Source organism: Kitasatospora sp. NPDC004240, from assembly GCF_053603215.1.
This window is the reverse complement of record NZ_JBSGFD010000044.1, coordinates 36,958-51,334: the sequence shown is the minus strand read 5'-3', so window position 1 is coordinate 51,334 and position 14,377 is coordinate 36,958. Positions and strand designations below refer to the sequence as shown.

At 72.1% G+C, this 14,377-nt stretch carries 13 protein-coding genes and 4 tRNA genes; 13 read left to right on the top strand and 4 right to left on the bottom strand.

What is annotated here, in order from left to right:
- Window positions 1-2,464 (bottom strand): sensor histidine kinase (locus tag ACWEQL_RS14735; RefSeq protein WP_452150608.1); only part of this gene is annotated, 2,464 nt, incomplete at its 3' end.
- A gap of 638 nt (window positions 2,465-3,102) precedes the next feature.
- Between ACWEQL_RS14735 and ACWEQL_RS14730 the strand changes: the two genes are divergently transcribed.
- The 7 genes from ACWEQL_RS14730 (at window position 3,103) to ACWEQL_RS14700 (ending at window position 6,524) form a co-directional block, all read left to right on the top strand.
- The gene (locus ACWEQL_RS14730; protein WP_452150607.1) at window positions 3,103-3,327 is read left to right on the top strand and encodes a hypothetical protein; all 225 of its coding nucleotides are present in this window, start codon (window positions 3,103-3,105) and stop codon (window positions 3,325-3,327) included.
- Window positions 3,328-3,595: 268 nt separating this feature from the next.
- Window positions 3,596-4,396 carry a fumarylacetoacetate hydrolase family protein gene (locus ACWEQL_RS14725; protein ID WP_452150606.1) on the top strand — a complete coding sequence of 267 codons (801 nt, stop codon included), beginning with the start codon at window positions 3,596-3,598 and terminating at the stop codon, window positions 4,394-4,396.
- Window positions 4,389-5,894 (top strand): glutamate--tRNA ligase, encoded by a 1,506-nt coding sequence (gene gltX / locus ACWEQL_RS14720; RefSeq protein WP_452150605.1) that lies wholly within the window; start codon window positions 4,389-4,391, stop codon window positions 5,892-5,894. Before ACWEQL_RS14725 ends, gltX begins: the two co-directional genes overlap by 8 nt.
- 211 nt (window positions 5,895-6,105) lie before the next feature.
- Window positions 6,106-6,177 (top strand) — tRNA-Gln (locus tag ACWEQL_RS14715).
- A 53-nt stretch (window positions 6,178-6,230) separates the two neighbouring features.
- Window positions 6,231-6,303, top strand: a tRNA-Glu gene (locus ACWEQL_RS14710).
- Between the two features lie 27 nt (window positions 6,304-6,330).
- A tRNA-Glu gene (locus tag ACWEQL_RS14705) sits at window positions 6,331-6,403 on the top strand.
- Window positions 6,404-6,449: 46 nt separating this feature from the next.
- Window positions 6,450-6,524: transfer RNA gene (locus ACWEQL_RS14700), tRNA-Gln, on the top strand.
- 194 nt (window positions 6,525-6,718) lie between these two features.
- Here the strand turns inward: ACWEQL_RS14700 and ACWEQL_RS14695 are convergent.
- A complete protein-coding gene (locus tag ACWEQL_RS14695; protein WP_030246527.1) occupies window positions 6,719-7,432 on the bottom strand; it encodes an IclR family transcriptional regulator in 714 nt (237 codons plus the stop codon).
- A 232-nt stretch (window positions 7,433-7,664) separates the two neighbouring features.
- Between ACWEQL_RS14695 and leuC the strand changes: the two genes are divergently transcribed.
- The 4 genes from leuC to ACWEQL_RS14675 all read left to right on the top strand — a co-directional run bounded on the left by leuC (window position 7,665) and on the right by ACWEQL_RS14675 (window position 11,073).
- On the top strand, window positions 7,665-9,086 hold the full coding sequence (gene leuC / locus ACWEQL_RS14690) for a 3-isopropylmalate dehydratase large subunit (protein ID WP_452150604.1): 1,422 nt from the start codon (window positions 7,665-7,667) through the stop codon (window positions 9,084-9,086).
- A gap of 5 nt (window positions 9,087-9,091) precedes the next feature.
- Window positions 9,092-9,688, top strand: a complete 597-nt coding sequence (gene leuD, locus ACWEQL_RS14685) for a 3-isopropylmalate dehydratase small subunit (RefSeq protein ID WP_452150603.1) — start codon at window positions 9,092-9,094, stop codon at window positions 9,686-9,688.
- 262 nt (window positions 9,689-9,950) lie between these two features.
- A complete protein-coding gene (locus ACWEQL_RS14680; RefSeq protein WP_452150609.1) occupies window positions 9,951-10,217 on the top strand; it encodes an SCO5555 family protein in 267 nt (88 codons plus the stop codon).
- A gap of 133 nt (window positions 10,218-10,350) precedes the next feature.
- Complete coding sequence (locus ACWEQL_RS14675; protein ID WP_452150602.1) at window positions 10,351-11,073, top strand: HU family DNA-binding protein; 723 nt, start codon at window positions 10,351-10,353, stop codon at window positions 11,071-11,073.
- Window positions 11,074-11,184: 111 nt separating this feature from the next.
- On the opposite strand, the gene ACWEQL_RS14670 is transcribed toward ACWEQL_RS14675, so the two are convergent.
- Both ACWEQL_RS14670 and cofC read right to left on the bottom strand, forming a co-directional pair.
- Window positions 11,185-11,409 (bottom strand): hypothetical protein, encoded by a 225-nt coding sequence (locus tag ACWEQL_RS14670; protein ID WP_452150601.1) that lies wholly within the window; start codon window positions 11,407-11,409, stop codon window positions 11,185-11,187.
- A gap of 112 nt (window positions 11,410-11,521) precedes the next feature.
- Window positions 11,522-12,199, bottom strand: a complete 678-nt coding sequence (cofC, locus tag ACWEQL_RS14665) for a 2-phospho-L-lactate guanylyltransferase (RefSeq protein ID WP_452150600.1) — start codon at window positions 12,197-12,199, stop codon at window positions 11,522-11,524.
- 213 nt (window positions 12,200-12,412) lie between these two features.
- On the opposite strand from cofC, the gene ACWEQL_RS14660 reads away from it, so the two are divergent.
- A complete protein-coding gene (locus ACWEQL_RS14660; protein ID WP_452150599.1) occupies window positions 12,413-13,258 on the top strand; it encodes a lysophospholipid acyltransferase family protein in 846 nt (281 codons plus the stop codon).
- Complete coding sequence (locus ACWEQL_RS14655) at window positions 13,255-14,256, top strand: NAD(P)H-dependent glycerol-3-phosphate dehydrogenase (RefSeq protein WP_452150598.1); 1,002 nt, start codon at window positions 13,255-13,257, stop codon at window positions 14,254-14,256. The genes ACWEQL_RS14660 and ACWEQL_RS14655 overlap by 4 nt, the downstream gene beginning before the upstream one ends.
- Window positions 14,257-14,377: the final 121 nt, after the last annotated feature.

The window sequence follows — 14,377 nt, the reverse complement described above, 5'->3', positions numbered from 1 at the left end:
CCTGCGGCGGGCCCTGCCGGCCCGGGCCCTGCTGGGCCTGCGGCGGCGGGGTCTCGCGCAGCGACTGGCCGACCTGGCGGGTCGGCAGACCGCCCGGGGCACCGCCGGCACGGCCGCCGGGGCCCTGCTGCGGGTTCTGCTGGTTCTGCTGCTGGGGGTTCTGCGGGGGCGCACCGTTCGGGCCGCCCTGACCGGGCCGGCCACCGGCCGGGGCACCGCCCTGGCCGAGCTGCGGACGGCCCTGCGGGGCACCGCCCGGGCCCTGGCCGAGCGCGGCCGGGCCACCGCCCGGGCCGCCGTTCGGGCCGGCCGGCATCTGGCGCTGCTGGCGCGGCGTCGGGGCGACCCCGCGCTGCTGCTTGGCCTGGGCCGAGCCGGGACGGCCGGGGCCGCGGCGGTCGGCGGAGTTGGTGACGTCCACCGGGAGCATGACGAGCGCGGTGGTGCCGCCGGAGTCGCTGGGGCGCAGCTGGATGCGGATGCCGTGTCGCAGGGACAGGCGGCCGACCACGAAGAGGCCCATGCGGCGGGAGACGGAGACGTCCACGGTCGGCGGGCTGGCCAGACGCTCGTTGATGTCCGCGAGGTCGTCGGGGCTGAGGCCGATGCCGGTGTCGTGGATCTCGACCAGCACCCGGCCGTCCGGCAGGGCGTGACCGGTGACCCGGACGCGGGTCTGCGGGCTGGAGAACGAGGTGGCGTTCTCCAGCAGCTCGGCGAGGAGGTGGACGAGGTCGTTGACGACGCGGCCGGCGACCTCGGCCGACGGCACGGAGGCGAGCTCGATGCGCTCGTACTGCTCCACCTCGGAGGCGGCGGCGCGGAGCACGTCGACCAGCGGGACGGGCCTGGTCCAGCGGCGGCCCGGGTCCTCACCCGCGAGGACGAGGAGGTTCTCACCGTTACGGCGCATACGGGTCGCCAGGTGGTCCAGCTTGAAGAGGCTGGCCAGCTGGTCGGGGTCGGCCTCGCGGCTCTCCAGCTCGGAGATGAGCGACAGCTGGCGCTGGATGAGGCCCTGGCTGCGGCGCGAGAGGTTGGTGAACATCGCGTTGATGTTGCCGCGGAGGAGGGCCTGCTCGGCGGCGAGGCGGACGGCCTCGCTGTGCACCATGTCGAACGCGTGGGCCACGTGACCGATCTCGTCGGTCGAGTCGATGCCGACGGGCGCGACGGTGACGTCGACGTCCTGCGGGTCGCTCTCGGAGAGGGTCTTGACCAGCTCGGGCAGACGGCGCTCGGCGACGTCCTCGGCCGCGCTCTGCAGTCGGGTCAGCGAGCGCACCATCGAGCGGGCGATCAGGGCCGCGCCACCGAGGGCGACGAGCAGCACGATCGCGACGGCGGCGGCGATGATCAGGGCCTCGGTGTCGGCGGCGGCCTGGAGCTCCTGGGCCTTGCCGTCCAGGTCCTCGATCAGCTTCGCCTCGATGCGCCGCTCGGCGGAGATCTTGGCGGTGGAGCGCTCGTACCAGTCCTTGTACGAGATCGGGTCGGCCTGGTGGATACCGCTCTGCTGGAGGATCTGGCCCGAGTAGCGGTCGGCGGCCGCGACGACGTTGTTGAAGCTCAGCTGGCCGCGCAGGTTGTCGAGGTCGTGCGAGGTGTAGATGTAGTTGAAGCTGGTGAGCGCGTTCTCGTAGGCCGACTTCAGGCGGATGCCGAAGGACTCGTCGGAGGGGCTGAGGTCCGGGCCCTTGGGGTTGGCGAGCGCGGCGCTGATGAGCGCGCGCTGCTGCGAGGTCGAGTTCTTGGTCAGCGAGAACTGCTGCAGGGCTCGGGTGGAACGGACCAGGTCGCCGTTGTTGGACGCGAGCGCGATGTCCTGCGTGATCGAGAGCAGGTCGCGGATGATCACGTCGTAGGCCGTGATGGTGGCCTGGATGTTCTGGTTGTTCTGGTACGGGCCGAGGCGCGCGTCCGAGATCGCGTTGAGGTCCTTGCGGATCTGCAGGAGCAGGGCCTTGCCGCCGGAGAGTTCGAGGTTCTCGAACTTGTCCGAGGAGGCGCTGAAGGTGCGGCTCAGATCGTCGGTGATCTTGCGGGCGTTGACGATCTCGTCGTCGAGCGGCGCCTGCGGGTTGTGGGTGATCGGGCCGGCGCTGATGTCGCGCTCGGTCTGCAGCGCGTCGGCGAGGTTGGTCGCCTTCTTGGCCAGATCCGAGAGGTTGGCCATCTGGGCGAGCTGCTGCGACGACTCGAGCGAGGTCTGGATGCGCAGCCCACCGAGGATGAGCGCGACCAGGACCGGCAGCGCGAGCAGCGCGATCAGTCGGGTCCGGATGCGCCAGTTGCGCACCGCGAGTCGGCTCATGCCCTTGGCCCGGCGGCGGGTGAGGGTCTTGCGGAGCTTGTCGCGGGTGGACTTCCGGTCGTCCGGCTCGGCACCCTCCGGGCGGCCGGGCTCCGCGGACCCCGGCTCGGCCGGGTTTCCGGGCGTCAGCGCCTGCTGGGGGCCTGCCACGGGCTCTCGCGACTCCGGGTCACCCGCGGCGCCGCTACCCCTTTTGAAACGTCCCTGCACTGGCGTCGCAACCTCTGGACCGGGCGTCCTGCCGCGTCGCCGCGGCCTGGACGGTGTCGAGTTTCCATCCGCACCCCGGCCGGTCCGGGAGAGCGGGCACCGGGGTGGACTACTCCCTACCCACGGTCCGTGGCATTCCAGCACAGCCGGGGAATCCCAACAAGGGCCGCCGGGGCACGCCGCGCGGCGCTACCGACCGCGCGCGGGGTCTCACTGACTGTGTGGTAACCGGACCGGAATACCGCATTTTTCGGACACTCGCCGGATACATGCCAAGCCGACCCGAGATCAACAGGAGTCGGAGTGCTTCCGATATGCCCGAAATCGCCCCTATGTCGGTAAATTCTGATGCGTCGATATGTCGGATATTTGGGAACTGCTCGTGAATTTGTGACGAAAGTCACAGCGCAATGTGTAGCTTTGGTCACGGTCGCTATGAAATGAGATCCGTAATCTGGCTGCATCCGGAGCACGGCCCCGATCAGCCTGCCCAGAAACACCCCGAATCACTCCCGGCCGCGGCCGGTCGGCGCCAGCGCGCGGACCGGGCCGGCCCAGACCTCCAAGGTGCTGACGCGATGTCCCAGGCGAAGAAGGCCGCGACCAAGTCCACGCTCTCCTGCCGCTCCACGGCGAACCCGCGCCGGACGACCCTGGCCTCGGTCGAGGACTTCAGCAAGATCCCCGGCGCCCGCAAGCCCGAGGACGCGGTGACCTACTCGACCGAGCTGCCCACCAGCACCGCCAACCCGCGGCGCACCGTGCTGATGGTGGCCCCGGCCGTCCAGGTCCCGCAGGACTGACCCCGGCACCCCGCGCTCCGCGCGCCGCCCGAGGGCGCCCCGGCCGATCCGGCCGCGGCGCCCTCGGCACGTCCCGGCGCCGCCGGGGCCGCCCGGCACGGCTCCTGACGCACACCCGGCGCAACCGCGGTGAACAGGGGTAAAGCGGGCGGCCGGGGGCCCACGCGATAGCCTGGGGAACGATCGACCAGGCCGTGCGCGAGGCACGTACGGCCCACCAGCGCCCGGGCGCGCCCGGGCGGCCGACGAAGCGAGGGGTATCCCAGCCGTGCGCATTGCCAGGTTTTCCGTCCGGGAGGGGAGCCCTGCCGCCGGCAGCGTCTCCTTCGGCGTGGTCGAGGGTGACCCCTCCCAGCCCGAGTCCCTGATCGTCCACGCCCTGGCGGGCCACCCCTTCGGCCAGCCGCAACCGACCGGCGAGAGCTACCGCTTCCAGGACGTCCGGCTGCTCAGCCCGATGCTGCCGAACAAGATCGTGGCGGTCGGCCGCAACTACGCGGCGCACGCCGCCGAGCTCGGCCACGAGGTCCCGGACGTCCCGCTCACCTTCTTCAAGCCGTCCACGGCGGTGATCGGCCCGACCGAGTCCATCGCGTACCCGCCGTTCTCCTCGGACGTCCAGCACGAGGCGGAACTCGCCGTGGTCATCGGCCGGATGTGCCGCGAGGTCCCGCTGGAACGGGTGCCCGAGGTGATCCTCGGCTACACCTGCGCCAACGACGTGACCGCCCGCGACGTCCAGCAGCGCGAGGGCCAGTGGGCCCGCGCCAAGGGCTTCGACACCTCCTGCCCGCTCGGCCCGTGGATCGAGACCGACCTCGACCCGTCCGACCTCGCCGTCACCTGCACGGTCAACGGCGAGCTGCGGCAGACCGGCCGCACCTCCCTGATGGTCCGCCCGGTCGCCGAGCTGATCGTCCACATCTCCGAGGCCATGACGCTGCTGCCCGGCGACGTCATCCTCACCGGCACACCCGCGGGGGTGGGCCCCCTCAACGTCGGCGACCAGGTCGCCGTCTCCATCGAAGGCATCGGCACTCTCACCAACAAGGTGATCAAGCGTGGTTAACACCGCCGCGAACCCGGACGTCCGGGTCCGCTTCTGTCCCTCCCCGACCGGCAACCCGCACGTGGGCCTGGTCCGCACCGCCCTCTTCAACTGGGCCTTCGCCCGCCACAACGGCGGCACGCTGGTCTTCCGCATCGAGGACACCGACGCGGCGCGCGACTCCGAGGAGTCGTACGAGCAGCTGCTCGACGCGATGCGCTGGCTCGGCTTCGACTGGGACGAGGGTCCCGAGGTCGGCGGCCCGCACGCGCCGTACCGGCAGTCGCAGCGGATGGACATCTACGCCGACGTCGCCCGCCGCCTGCACGAGGCCGGCCACGCGTACCACTGCTACTGCTCCACCGAGGAGCTCGACGCCCGCCGCGAAGCGGCCCGCGCGGCGGGCAGGCCGTCCGGCTACGACGGCCACTGCCGCGAGCTGACGGACGACCAGGTGGCCGTCTTCAAGCTCGAGAAGCGCGAGCCGATCCTGCGCTTCCGGATGCCCGACCGCACCATCTCCTTCGACGACCTGGTGCGCGGCACGCTCACCTTCGAGCCGGAGAACGTGCCCGACTACGGCATCGTGCGGGCCAACGGCGCGCCGCTGTACACCCTGGTCAACCCGGTGGACGACGCGCTGATGGGCATCACCCACGTGCTGCGCGGCGAGGACCTGCTCTCCTCCACCCCCCGCCAGATCGCGCTGTACGCGGCGCTCGCGGACATCGGCGTCGGCAACGGCACCACCCCGAGCTTCGGCCACCTGCCGTACGTCATGGGCGAGGGCAACAAGAAGCTCTCCAAGCGCGACCCGCAGGCCTCGCTCAACCTGTACCGCGAGCGCGGCTTCATCCCCGAGGGCCTGCTCAACTACCTGTCGCTGCTCGGCTGGTCGCTCTCCGCGGACGACGACCTCTTCTCGATGGAGCAGCTGGTCCAGGCGTTCGACATCTCGGACGTCAACGCCAACCCGGCCCGCTTCGACCTCAAGAAGTGCGAGCACATCAACGCCGAGCACGTGCGCCGGCTCGCCCCGGAGGAGTTCGTGCGCCGGCTGGTGCCGTACCTCCAGGCCCCCGGTCTGCTGCCGGCCGAGCCCACCGCCGAGCAGCTGGAGCTGCTGGCGAAGGTGGCGCCGCTCACCCAGGAGCGGATGGTCGCGCTGAGCGAGATCGTGAACATGGCCGGCTTCCTCTTCGTGGCGCCGGAGGACTTCGCCCTCGACCCGGACGACGCGGCCAAGGTGCTGGGCGCCGACTCCCGGCCGGTGCTGGAGGCCAGCGTCAAGGCGCTGGAGGCGCTGGAGGACTTCACCCCGGAGCCCATCCAGGCCGCGCTGCGCGAGGCGCTGGTGGAGGGCCTGGGCATCAAGCCCAAGTTCGCCTTCACGCCGCTGCGGGTGGCCGTCACCGGCCGCCGGGTCTCCCCGCCGCTGTTCGAGTCGATGGAGCTGCTCGGGCGCCCCGAGACGCTGCGCCGGCTGAACGCCGCGCTGGCGGTCGTGCCGGCCTCCTGAGGCCCGTCGGGGCGGCCGCGGGCCCGGTGCTGACCTGGCCCGCAGCCGCCCCGGCCGCTGCCTGCGGTTATCGATTTTGGAGCCGCGCCCGGCATCGGGTAATGTTCTTTCTGCGCCGCCCGGGAGGGAACGGACGAGGGAGTGAAACCCCGTCGGTAACCGAGCAGGAGGCGCAACGCCAGGGAAGACCCCGCAGGGGGATCAACTCCGGTGGGGTATGGTGTAATTGGCAGCACGAGTGATTCTGGTTCATTTAGTCTAGGTTCGAGTCCTGGTACCCCAGCGCAGTACGGTGATCCGGTAGGATCGCGGTTCGGCAGTACAAATGAAGATCAAGCCCCCGTTGTGTAGCGGCCTAGCACGCTGCCCTCTCACGGCAGTAGCGCCGGTTCGAATCCGGTCGGGGGTACGGATCCCGCAAGGGATCACCTGGAAAGCCCCCGTTGTGTAGCGGCCTAGCACGCTGCCCTCTCACGGCAGTAGCGCCGGTTCGAATCCGGTCGGGGGTACCGAAGCAGGAAGCCGGTGGGTCACCCCATCGGCCGATTGCTTTGTTGGGGTATGGTGTAATTGGCAGCACGAGTGATTCTGGTTCATTTAGTCTAGGTTCGAGTCCTGGTACCCCAGCCAGAAATGAAGGCCCCGGAGATCCGGGGCCTTTCGCGTTTCCGGATGGTCGCGCATTTCCGGGCGGTACGCATTCCCGGGCGGCCGCCCGCGCGGGAATCGCCCCGGCCGGCCCCGGGAGGCCGCGCGGACGAACGGGAAAGGGCCCGCCCACCTCCACGAGGTGGGCGGGCCCTTCGTCGTCCCGGCCGCGGCGGTCAGCTGCGGCGGAGGGCCTCGGTGAGCCGGTTGGCGGCCTCGATGATGGCCTGGGCGTGCAGCCGGCCCGGGTGGCGGGTCAGGCGCTCGATCGGGCCGGAGACCGAGACGGCGGCCACGACCCGGTTGGAGGGGCCGCGGACGGGCGCGGAGACCGAGGCCACGCCCGGCTCCCGCTCGCCGATCGACTGGGCCCACCCGCGCCGCCGCACGCCGCTGAGGGCGGTGGCGGTGAAGCGGGCGCCCTGCAGTCCCCGGTGGAGCCGTTCGGGCTCCTCCCAGGCCAGCAGGACCTGGGCGGCCGAGCCGGCCTTCATCGGCAGGGTGCTGCCGACCGGGACGGTGTCCCGCAGGCCGGAGAGCCGCTCGGCGGCGGCTACGCAGATCCGCATCTCGCCCTGGCGGCGGTAGAGCTGTGCGCTCTCGCCGGTGACGTCGCGCAGGTGGGTCAGGACCGGGCCCGCGGTGGCGAGCAGCCGGTCCTCGCCCGCCGCGGCGGAGAGTTCGGAGAGACGGGGGCCGAGGATGAAGCGCCCCTGCATGTCCCTGGTGACCAGACGGTGGTGTTCGAGTGCGACGGCGAGTCTGTGGGCCGTGGGGCGCGCCAGACCGGTGGCGGCGACCAGCCCCGCCAACGTGGCGGGGCCCGACTCCAGTGCGCTGAGCACCAGAGCGGCCTTGTCGAGAACGCCGACGCCGCTAGTGTTGTCCATGCCCTAAGACTGCAGTCTCATTCCGCGAGACGCAAGTTCAATCTCGCGAGAAAAGCGCCACTCTGGATGCAGCAGCCCGGGAGACATCCAGGATGCGACCCCCACCGGGTGTCCGCATCGTGGACACCGATCCGGCGTGCAGGCAGCGCGGAGTGTGCCTCACAGGGCGGCGGAAGCTACTGAGCTCGACGAGACGAGAAGGCCGGCAACGCGGCCGGCTGGAGGGATTCCGATGGGACGGACACTCGCAGAGAAGGTCTGGGACGACCACGTCGTGCGGCGCGCCGAGGGCGAGCCCGACCTGCTCTACATCGACCTGCACCTGCTGCACGAGGTGACCAGCCCGCAGGCCTTCGACGGCCTCCGGCTGGCCGGGCGCAAGGTCCGTCGGACCGATCTCACGATCGCCACCGAGGACCACAACACGCCCACCCTGGACATCGACAAGCCGATCGCGGACCCGGTCTCCAAGGTGCAGCTGGAGACCCTGCGCAAGAACGCCGCCGAGTTCGGTGTCCGCATCCACTCGCTGGGCGACGTCGAGCAGGGCGTCGTGCACGTGGTCGGCCCCCAGCTGGGCCTGACCCAGCCCGGCATGACCGTGGTCTGCGGCGACTCCCACACCTCGACCCACGGTGCCTTCGGTGCCCTGGCCTTCGGCATCGGCACCAGCCAGGTCGAGCACGTGCTGGCCACCCAGACCCTGCCGCTGGCGCCGTTCCGCACCATGGCGATCACCGTCGAGGGCGAGCTGCCCGAGGGCGTCACCGCCAAGGACCTGATCCTGGCCGTCATCGCCAGGATCGGCACCGGCGGCGGCCAGGGCTACGTCCTGGAGTACCGCGGCTCAGCCATCCGCGGGCTGTCCATGGAAGCCCGGATGACCATCTGCAACATGTCCATCGAGGCGGGCGCCCGGGCCGGCATGATCGCCCCGGACGAGACCACCTTCGAGTACCTCAAGGGCCGCCCGCACGCCCCCGAGGGCGAGGACTGGGACGCCGCGGTCGCGTACTGGAAGACCCTGGGCACCGACGAGGACGCGGTCTTCGACCACGAGATCTTCATCGACGCCACCGAGCTGACCCCGTTCGTCACCTGGGGCACCAACCCCGGCCAGGGCGCCCCGCTGGGCTCCTCCGTCCCGGACCCGGCGTCCTTCGCCGACCCGCAGGAGCGGATCGCGGCCGAGAACGCCCTGGCGTACATGGGCCTGGAGGCCGGCACCCCGCTGCGCGAGGTCAAGGTCGACGCGGTCTTCGTCGGCTCCTGCACCAACGGCCGGATCGAGGACCTGCGGGCCGCCGCCGCCGTTCTGGAGGGCCGCCGGATCGCCGACGGCGTACGGATGCTGGTCGTGCCCGGCTCGGTGCGGGTCGCCCTGCAGGCCGTCGAGGAGGGCCTGGACAAGGTCTTCACCGCCGCCGGCGCCGAGTGGCGCCACGCCGGCTGCTCGATGTGCCTGGGCATGAACCCCGACCAGCTGGCCCCCGGTGAGCGCTGCGCCTCGACCTCGAACCGCAACTTCGAGGGCCGCCAGGGCAAGGGCGGCCGCACCCACCTGGTCTCGCCGCAGGTCGCCGCCGCGACCGCCCTGCTCGGCCGTCTGGCCGCGCCCGCCGATCTGTCGTCCGATGTCGCTGTGGAGGCCTGAGCAGCATGGAGAAGTTCACCACCCACACCGGCCGTGCCGTCCCGCTGCGCCGCAGCAACGTCGACACCGACCAGATCATCCCGGCCCACTGGCTGAAGAAGGTCACCCGCTCCGGCTTCGAGGACGGGCTGTTCGAGGCCTGGCGCAAGGACGAGGCGTTCGTCCTCAACCGCCCCGAGCGCCAGGGCGCCACCGTGCTGGTGGCCGGCCCCGAGTTCGGCACGGGCTCCTCCCGTGAGCACGCCGTCTGGGCCCTGCAGAACTACGGCTTCCACGCCGTCATCTCGTCCCGCTTCGCCGACATCTTCCGCGGCAACTCGCTGAAGAACGGCCTGCTGACGGTGGTCCTCCCGCAGGAGACCGTGGAGCGGCTGTGGGCGCTGACGGAGGCCGACCCGACCGCCGAGATCACCGTCGACCTGGAGGCCCGCGAGGTCCGCGCCGAGGGCGTCACGGCCCCCTTCGAGCTGGACGACAACGTGCGTTGGCGGCTGCTGAACGGTCTGGACGACATCAGCATCACGCTGAGCGACGAGGAGGACATCGCCGCTTTCGAGGCGCGCCGTCCGGCGTTCAAGCCCCGTACGCAGCACGCCGCCTGACTCTTCGTCGGGTACCGCATTACCGCGTTCCACCGGATGGCCCGTCCTCCCCTCGGGGGGGCGGGCCATCCGCCGTTCCGGAGCCGGAGTTCGACTCCCGCGAGCGCCCCGATTGCCGACAATGCAATGCCCCGGAGGGCCCCGCGCGAGCACAACTGCGGGTAGATGGCACAATCAGTACATGCACCGGCACCATGAACCTCCGTACGCGGGCGGCGAACCCGCGTCACCGGAGTCCATGGGCCGGGGAGCCGAACGCCGAATTGACGATCCGCGGGACGCCGCCACCTCAGCCGCTGAGGGGCCGGACGACCAGGACGTCGAAGCGCTCTACGCGCTAGTGGCCGAGCGGTTGAAGCAAGCTCACGCCCGCGTGCATGCGCTGAACGTGTCCGCCGATGCAAAGACCGCTCTCACCCGTCAACTCCTGATCGTCACCGAGACCGCCAAGCGCGATCTTCCGGAGGCGGCAAGGCGGTTGGGTCGCTTTGTGCAGGACCTCGACGCCGGGCGCCCGCCCGGCCTCTGAGGTCGCCGACGCGCAAATCCATTGCGACACTAGGGTGATTCGCGCGTTTGGTAATTGAAAGTCCGCAGATACATACCTAACGTGCGAAATGAACGGATGGAATCATCCGGCGCCCGTTTCCGAAGGGGAAGACGTGAACAAGGCTCAGCTTGTCGAAGCGGTGGCCGAGCAGCTGGGCGGTCGCAAGGCTGCCGCAGAAGCCGTCGACGCAGTGCTCGACACCATGGTGCGTGCCGTCGTGGCGGGTGACCGGGTCTCGGTCACCGGTTTCGGCACCTTCGAGAAGGTGGAGCGCTCCGCGCGCTTCGCCCGCAACCCGCAGACCGGCGAGAAGGTCAAGGTCAAGAAGACCTCCGTTCCGCGCTTCCGTCCCGGCCAGGGCTTCAAGGACCTGGTCAGCGGCGCCAAGAAGCTGCCGAAGGAGGGCCCGTCCGTCAAGAAGGCCCCCAAGGGTTCCCTCACCCCGGGCAAGAGCGGTGTCGCCGCGACCCCGGCCGCCAAGCGCGCCGCCACCAAGCGTGCCGCCACGGCCGCCGCCGCTGCCGCCGCCCCGGCGAAGAAGGCCGCCGCCAAGAAGGCGACCGCCACCACCGCCGCGGCGAAGAAGACCACGGCCGCCGCCGCCAAGAAGGCGACCGCCACCAAGAAGACCACCGCCGCCGCGGCCAAGAAGACGGCCACCACGGCCGCCACCAAGAAGGCCGCCGCCGCGAAGAAGACGGCCACCACCACCGCCGCGGCGAAGAAGACCACGGCCGCCGCCGCGAAGAAGACCACCGCTGCCGCCAAGAAGACGGCTCCGGCGAAGAAGACCACCACCCGCAAGACCACCGCGCGCAAGACCACCGCGAAGTAGTCCGGACGGCCTTCGAGAGCCGTGACGGTCACCCCTCCCGGAATTCCCCCGGGCGGGCGGACCGCCACGGCTCTTCTCGCGTCCGGGGCCCGGTCCGGTCGGACCCGGGGATCAGACCGCGTCGGCCGGGTCGGGGAAGGTCTGGAGCGTCACGAAGACCACCCGGCGGGCCTCGCCGGCGCCCTCGGTGCGGATCCGCACCCGCTGACCGGGGCGCAGCAGCCTCAGCCCGCCGGCGTCGAAGGCGGCCGCGTCGAAGGGGACCGGCGTCCCGTCGTCGAGCAGCACGGAGCCGGCCCGGGTGGCGGGGTCGAAGGTGAACGCGGTGGCCTGCATGGTTGCAGCATAGCGAGGGGCACCGACAACGCGGCCCGTCGTCCACGGGCGGCCGGTCGTCGTGCGCGCACGCCGCCGCCGTCCGGGCACACGCCGCCGGCCCCGGGAGCGGTCAGCGCAGCGCGGCCGCCGCCGCCCCGGTGTGCCGGCCCACGCCCAGCGCCAGCGCCTCGGCCAGGTCGGCCCCGGTGTCGACGTCCCGGCGCACCGACTCCACGCCGTCCAGCCGCAGTTCGCGTGCGCCGCCGGCCCGGTGGCGGGCCCGGGAGCCGTCGCCGAAGGCCGGCGCGAGCGCGCTGCCGGGGGCGCTGGCCAGCAGGGTGGTGCCCAGCCGCGGGGCGTCGGCCAGGAAGGCCCGTCCGACGGGCGGCACGGCGGCCAGCACCCGGGCGAGTTCGGCCGGGCGCAGCGCCGGGAGGTCGGCGGAGAGCGCGGCCAAGGGCGCGTCGGGCGCGAGCGCCAGCGCGGTGACCGCGCCGTGCGCCAACGCGGGGTTGAGGCCGCCGCCGGGCTCGTCGGCGACCACCACGGCGCCGAGCGCGGCGAGCCGTTCGCCGGCCGCGGCGTCCCGGGTGACGACCAGGACCCGCGCCACGCCCGGGGTGGCCAGCGCGGCCGTGACGGTGTCGAGCGCGAAGGACAGCGCCAGGTCGGCGCGGTGCGGCCCGGCGAAGGGGGCGAGCCGGCTCTTCGCCAGGGCGAGCGGCTTGAGCGGCAGCACCAGGGACCAGCCGGCGGCGGGTGCGGGCGGCGGGAGGGGTCCGCTGGGGCGTACGGTGTCCTGGGTCATCGGCGCCATTGTGGCGCCGGTCCCGGAACCCCCGCCAGGCCGCCGGACGGGCGCTGACGTGCGATTGGTCACGTGTGCCCGGCCCGCCGCGGGGGTCGCTCGACAGCCGGTGAGCGCTCGGGCGAGACTGTTCCGCGCCCGGGCCCCGGGCACCGGGGTTCCCCGGACGGGGGCCGGGCGGCACTGACCGCGGCACCCCACGTGCCGCACCGGATGAGAGGACCTGGGGTGGCCCGCCGCTCGTACGCCAGCTTCGGCAACGCCGACTACGGCATCTGGTACCGCTTCGCGGCCGTGCTGGTGAAGCCGGTGACGACCGCTCTGGTCAAGCCCGACTGGCGGGGCTGGGAGCACCTGCCGAAGGAGGGCGGCTTCATCACGGCCGTCAACCACAACTCGATCATCGACCCGCTCGTCTACGCGCACTGGCAGTACAACAGCGGGCGCCCGCCGCGGATCCTCGGCAAGTCCTCGCTGTTCTCGGTCCCGTTCATCGGGTTCATGCTGCGCAAGACCGGCCAGATCCCGGTGTTCCGCGAGTCGACCGACGCCGCGCAGGCCTTCCGGGCGGCGATCGACGCCGTCAACGGCGGCCAGTGCGTGCAGTTCTACCCGGAGGGAACGCTCACCCGGGACCCGGACCTGTGGCCGATGACCGGTAAGAGCGGGGTCGCCCGGGTGGCGCTGATGACCGGCGCGCCGGTCATCCCGGTGGCGCACTGGGGCGCCCACGAGATCATCCCGCCGTACGGCAGGGGCGGTGCGGGCAAGGCGAAGTTCAACCTGTTCCCGCGCCACGGGGTGACCGTCGCGGCCGGCCCGCCGGTGGACCTCACCAAGTACCAGGGCCAGGAGCTGACCGCCCAGGTGCTCAGGGACGCCACCGAGGACATCATGCAGGCGATCACGGCCGTGCTGGCCGGGATCCGCGGCGAGGAGCCGCCGGCCGAGCGGTACGACATGCGCGCCGCCGCCCGGCACCGGGCCGAGGCCGCCGAGGCCGAGCGCAGCCGGGCGGCCGGCAAGGCCCGCGGCAACGGCGAGGAGGCGGCCAAGTGACCCGATGCGCCGTGTTCGGCACCGGATCCTGGGGCACCGCCTTCGCGATGGTGCTCGCCGACGCCGGCAGCGAGGTGGTGCTGTGGGGCCGCCGGCAGCAGCTGGTGGACGCCATCAACACCACCCGCGTCAACCCGGACTACCTGCCGGGGATCGAGCTCCCCGCGTCGGTCCGGGCCACCACCGACGCCGCCGAGGCGCTGGCCGGCGCGGACTTCGCGGTGCTCGCGGTGCCCTCGCAGACGCTGCGCGAGAACCTCGCCGTCTGGGCGCCGCTGCTCGGCGACCGGACGGTGCTGGTCAGCCTGATGAAGGGCATCGAGCTCGGCACCGCCAAGCGGATGAGCGAGGTCATCGCGGAGGTCGCCGGGGTCGGCCCGGAGCGCGTCGCGGTGGTCAGCGGCCCCAACCTGGCCCGGGAGATCGCCAACCGGCAGCCCGCCGCCAGCGTGGTGGCCTGCGCCGACGAGGAGGTCGCCAAGCGGCTCCAGGCGGCCTGCCACACCCCGTACTTCCGGCCGTACACCAACGGTGACGTGGTGGGCTGCGAGCTGGGTGGCGCGGTGAAGAACGTGATCGGCCTGGCCGTCGGCATGGCGGACGGCATGGGGCTCGGCGACAACACCAAGGCGACGCTGATCACCCGCGGGCTCGCCGAGACCACCCGGCTGGGGCTGGCGCTCGGCGCCGACCCGTACACCTTCGCGGGGCTGGCCGGGATGGGCGACCTGGTGGCGACCTGCTCCTCGCCGCTGTCGCGCAACCACACCTTCGGCACCAACCTGGGCCGGGGGATGTCGCTGGCCGAGACCATCGCGGCCACCCGGCAGACCGCCGAGGGCGTGAAGTCCTGCGAGTCGGTGCTGGACCTGGCCCGCCGCAGCGGGGTCGACATGCCGATCGTCGAGGCGGTGGTGGACGTGGTGCACAACGGCCGGCCCACCCAGGAGGCGCTGCAGGCGCTGATGTCGCGCTCCGCCAAGCCGGAGCGCCGCTGAGCCTCCGAGTCTCTGCGCCGCTGAGCCGCTGAGCGCCGTGGGGCCCGCCGGGCCCCACGGGCGGGCGGCCGACGGGCGGGCCGGGGCGGCTGACGTCCCGGAAACCCCTCGCACGGTAGTC

What these genes read in the sequence shown, in the direction of transcription:
- ACWEQL_RS14730 (WP_452150607.1), top strand. Translation starts at nt 3,103, where the DNA reads ATGTCCCAGGCGAAGAAGGCCGCGACCAAGTCCACGCTCTCCTGCCGC.
- ACWEQL_RS14695 (WP_030246527.1), bottom strand. Translation starts at nt 7,432, where the DNA reads ATGGACAACACTAGCGGCGTCGGCGTTCTCGACAAGGCCGCTCTGGTG.
- leuC (WP_452150604.1), top strand. Translation starts at nt 7,665, where the DNA reads ATGGGACGGACACTCGCAGAGAAGGTCTGGGACGACCACGTCGTGCGG.
- leuD (WP_452150603.1), top strand. Translation starts at nt 9,092, where the DNA reads ATGGAGAAGTTCACCACCCACACCGGCCGTGCCGTCCCGCTGCGCCGC.
- ACWEQL_RS14670 (WP_452150601.1), bottom strand. Translation starts at nt 11,409, where the DNA reads ATGCAGGCCACCGCGTTCACCTTCGACCCCGCCACCCGGGCCGGCTCC.
- cofC (WP_452150600.1), bottom strand. Translation starts at nt 12,199, where the DNA reads ATGACCCAGGACACCGTACGCCCCAGCGGACCCCTCCCGCCGCCCGCA.
- ACWEQL_RS14660 (WP_452150599.1), top strand. Translation starts at nt 12,413, where the DNA reads ATGAGAGGACCTGGGGTGGCCCGCCGCTCGTACGCCAGCTTCGGCAAC.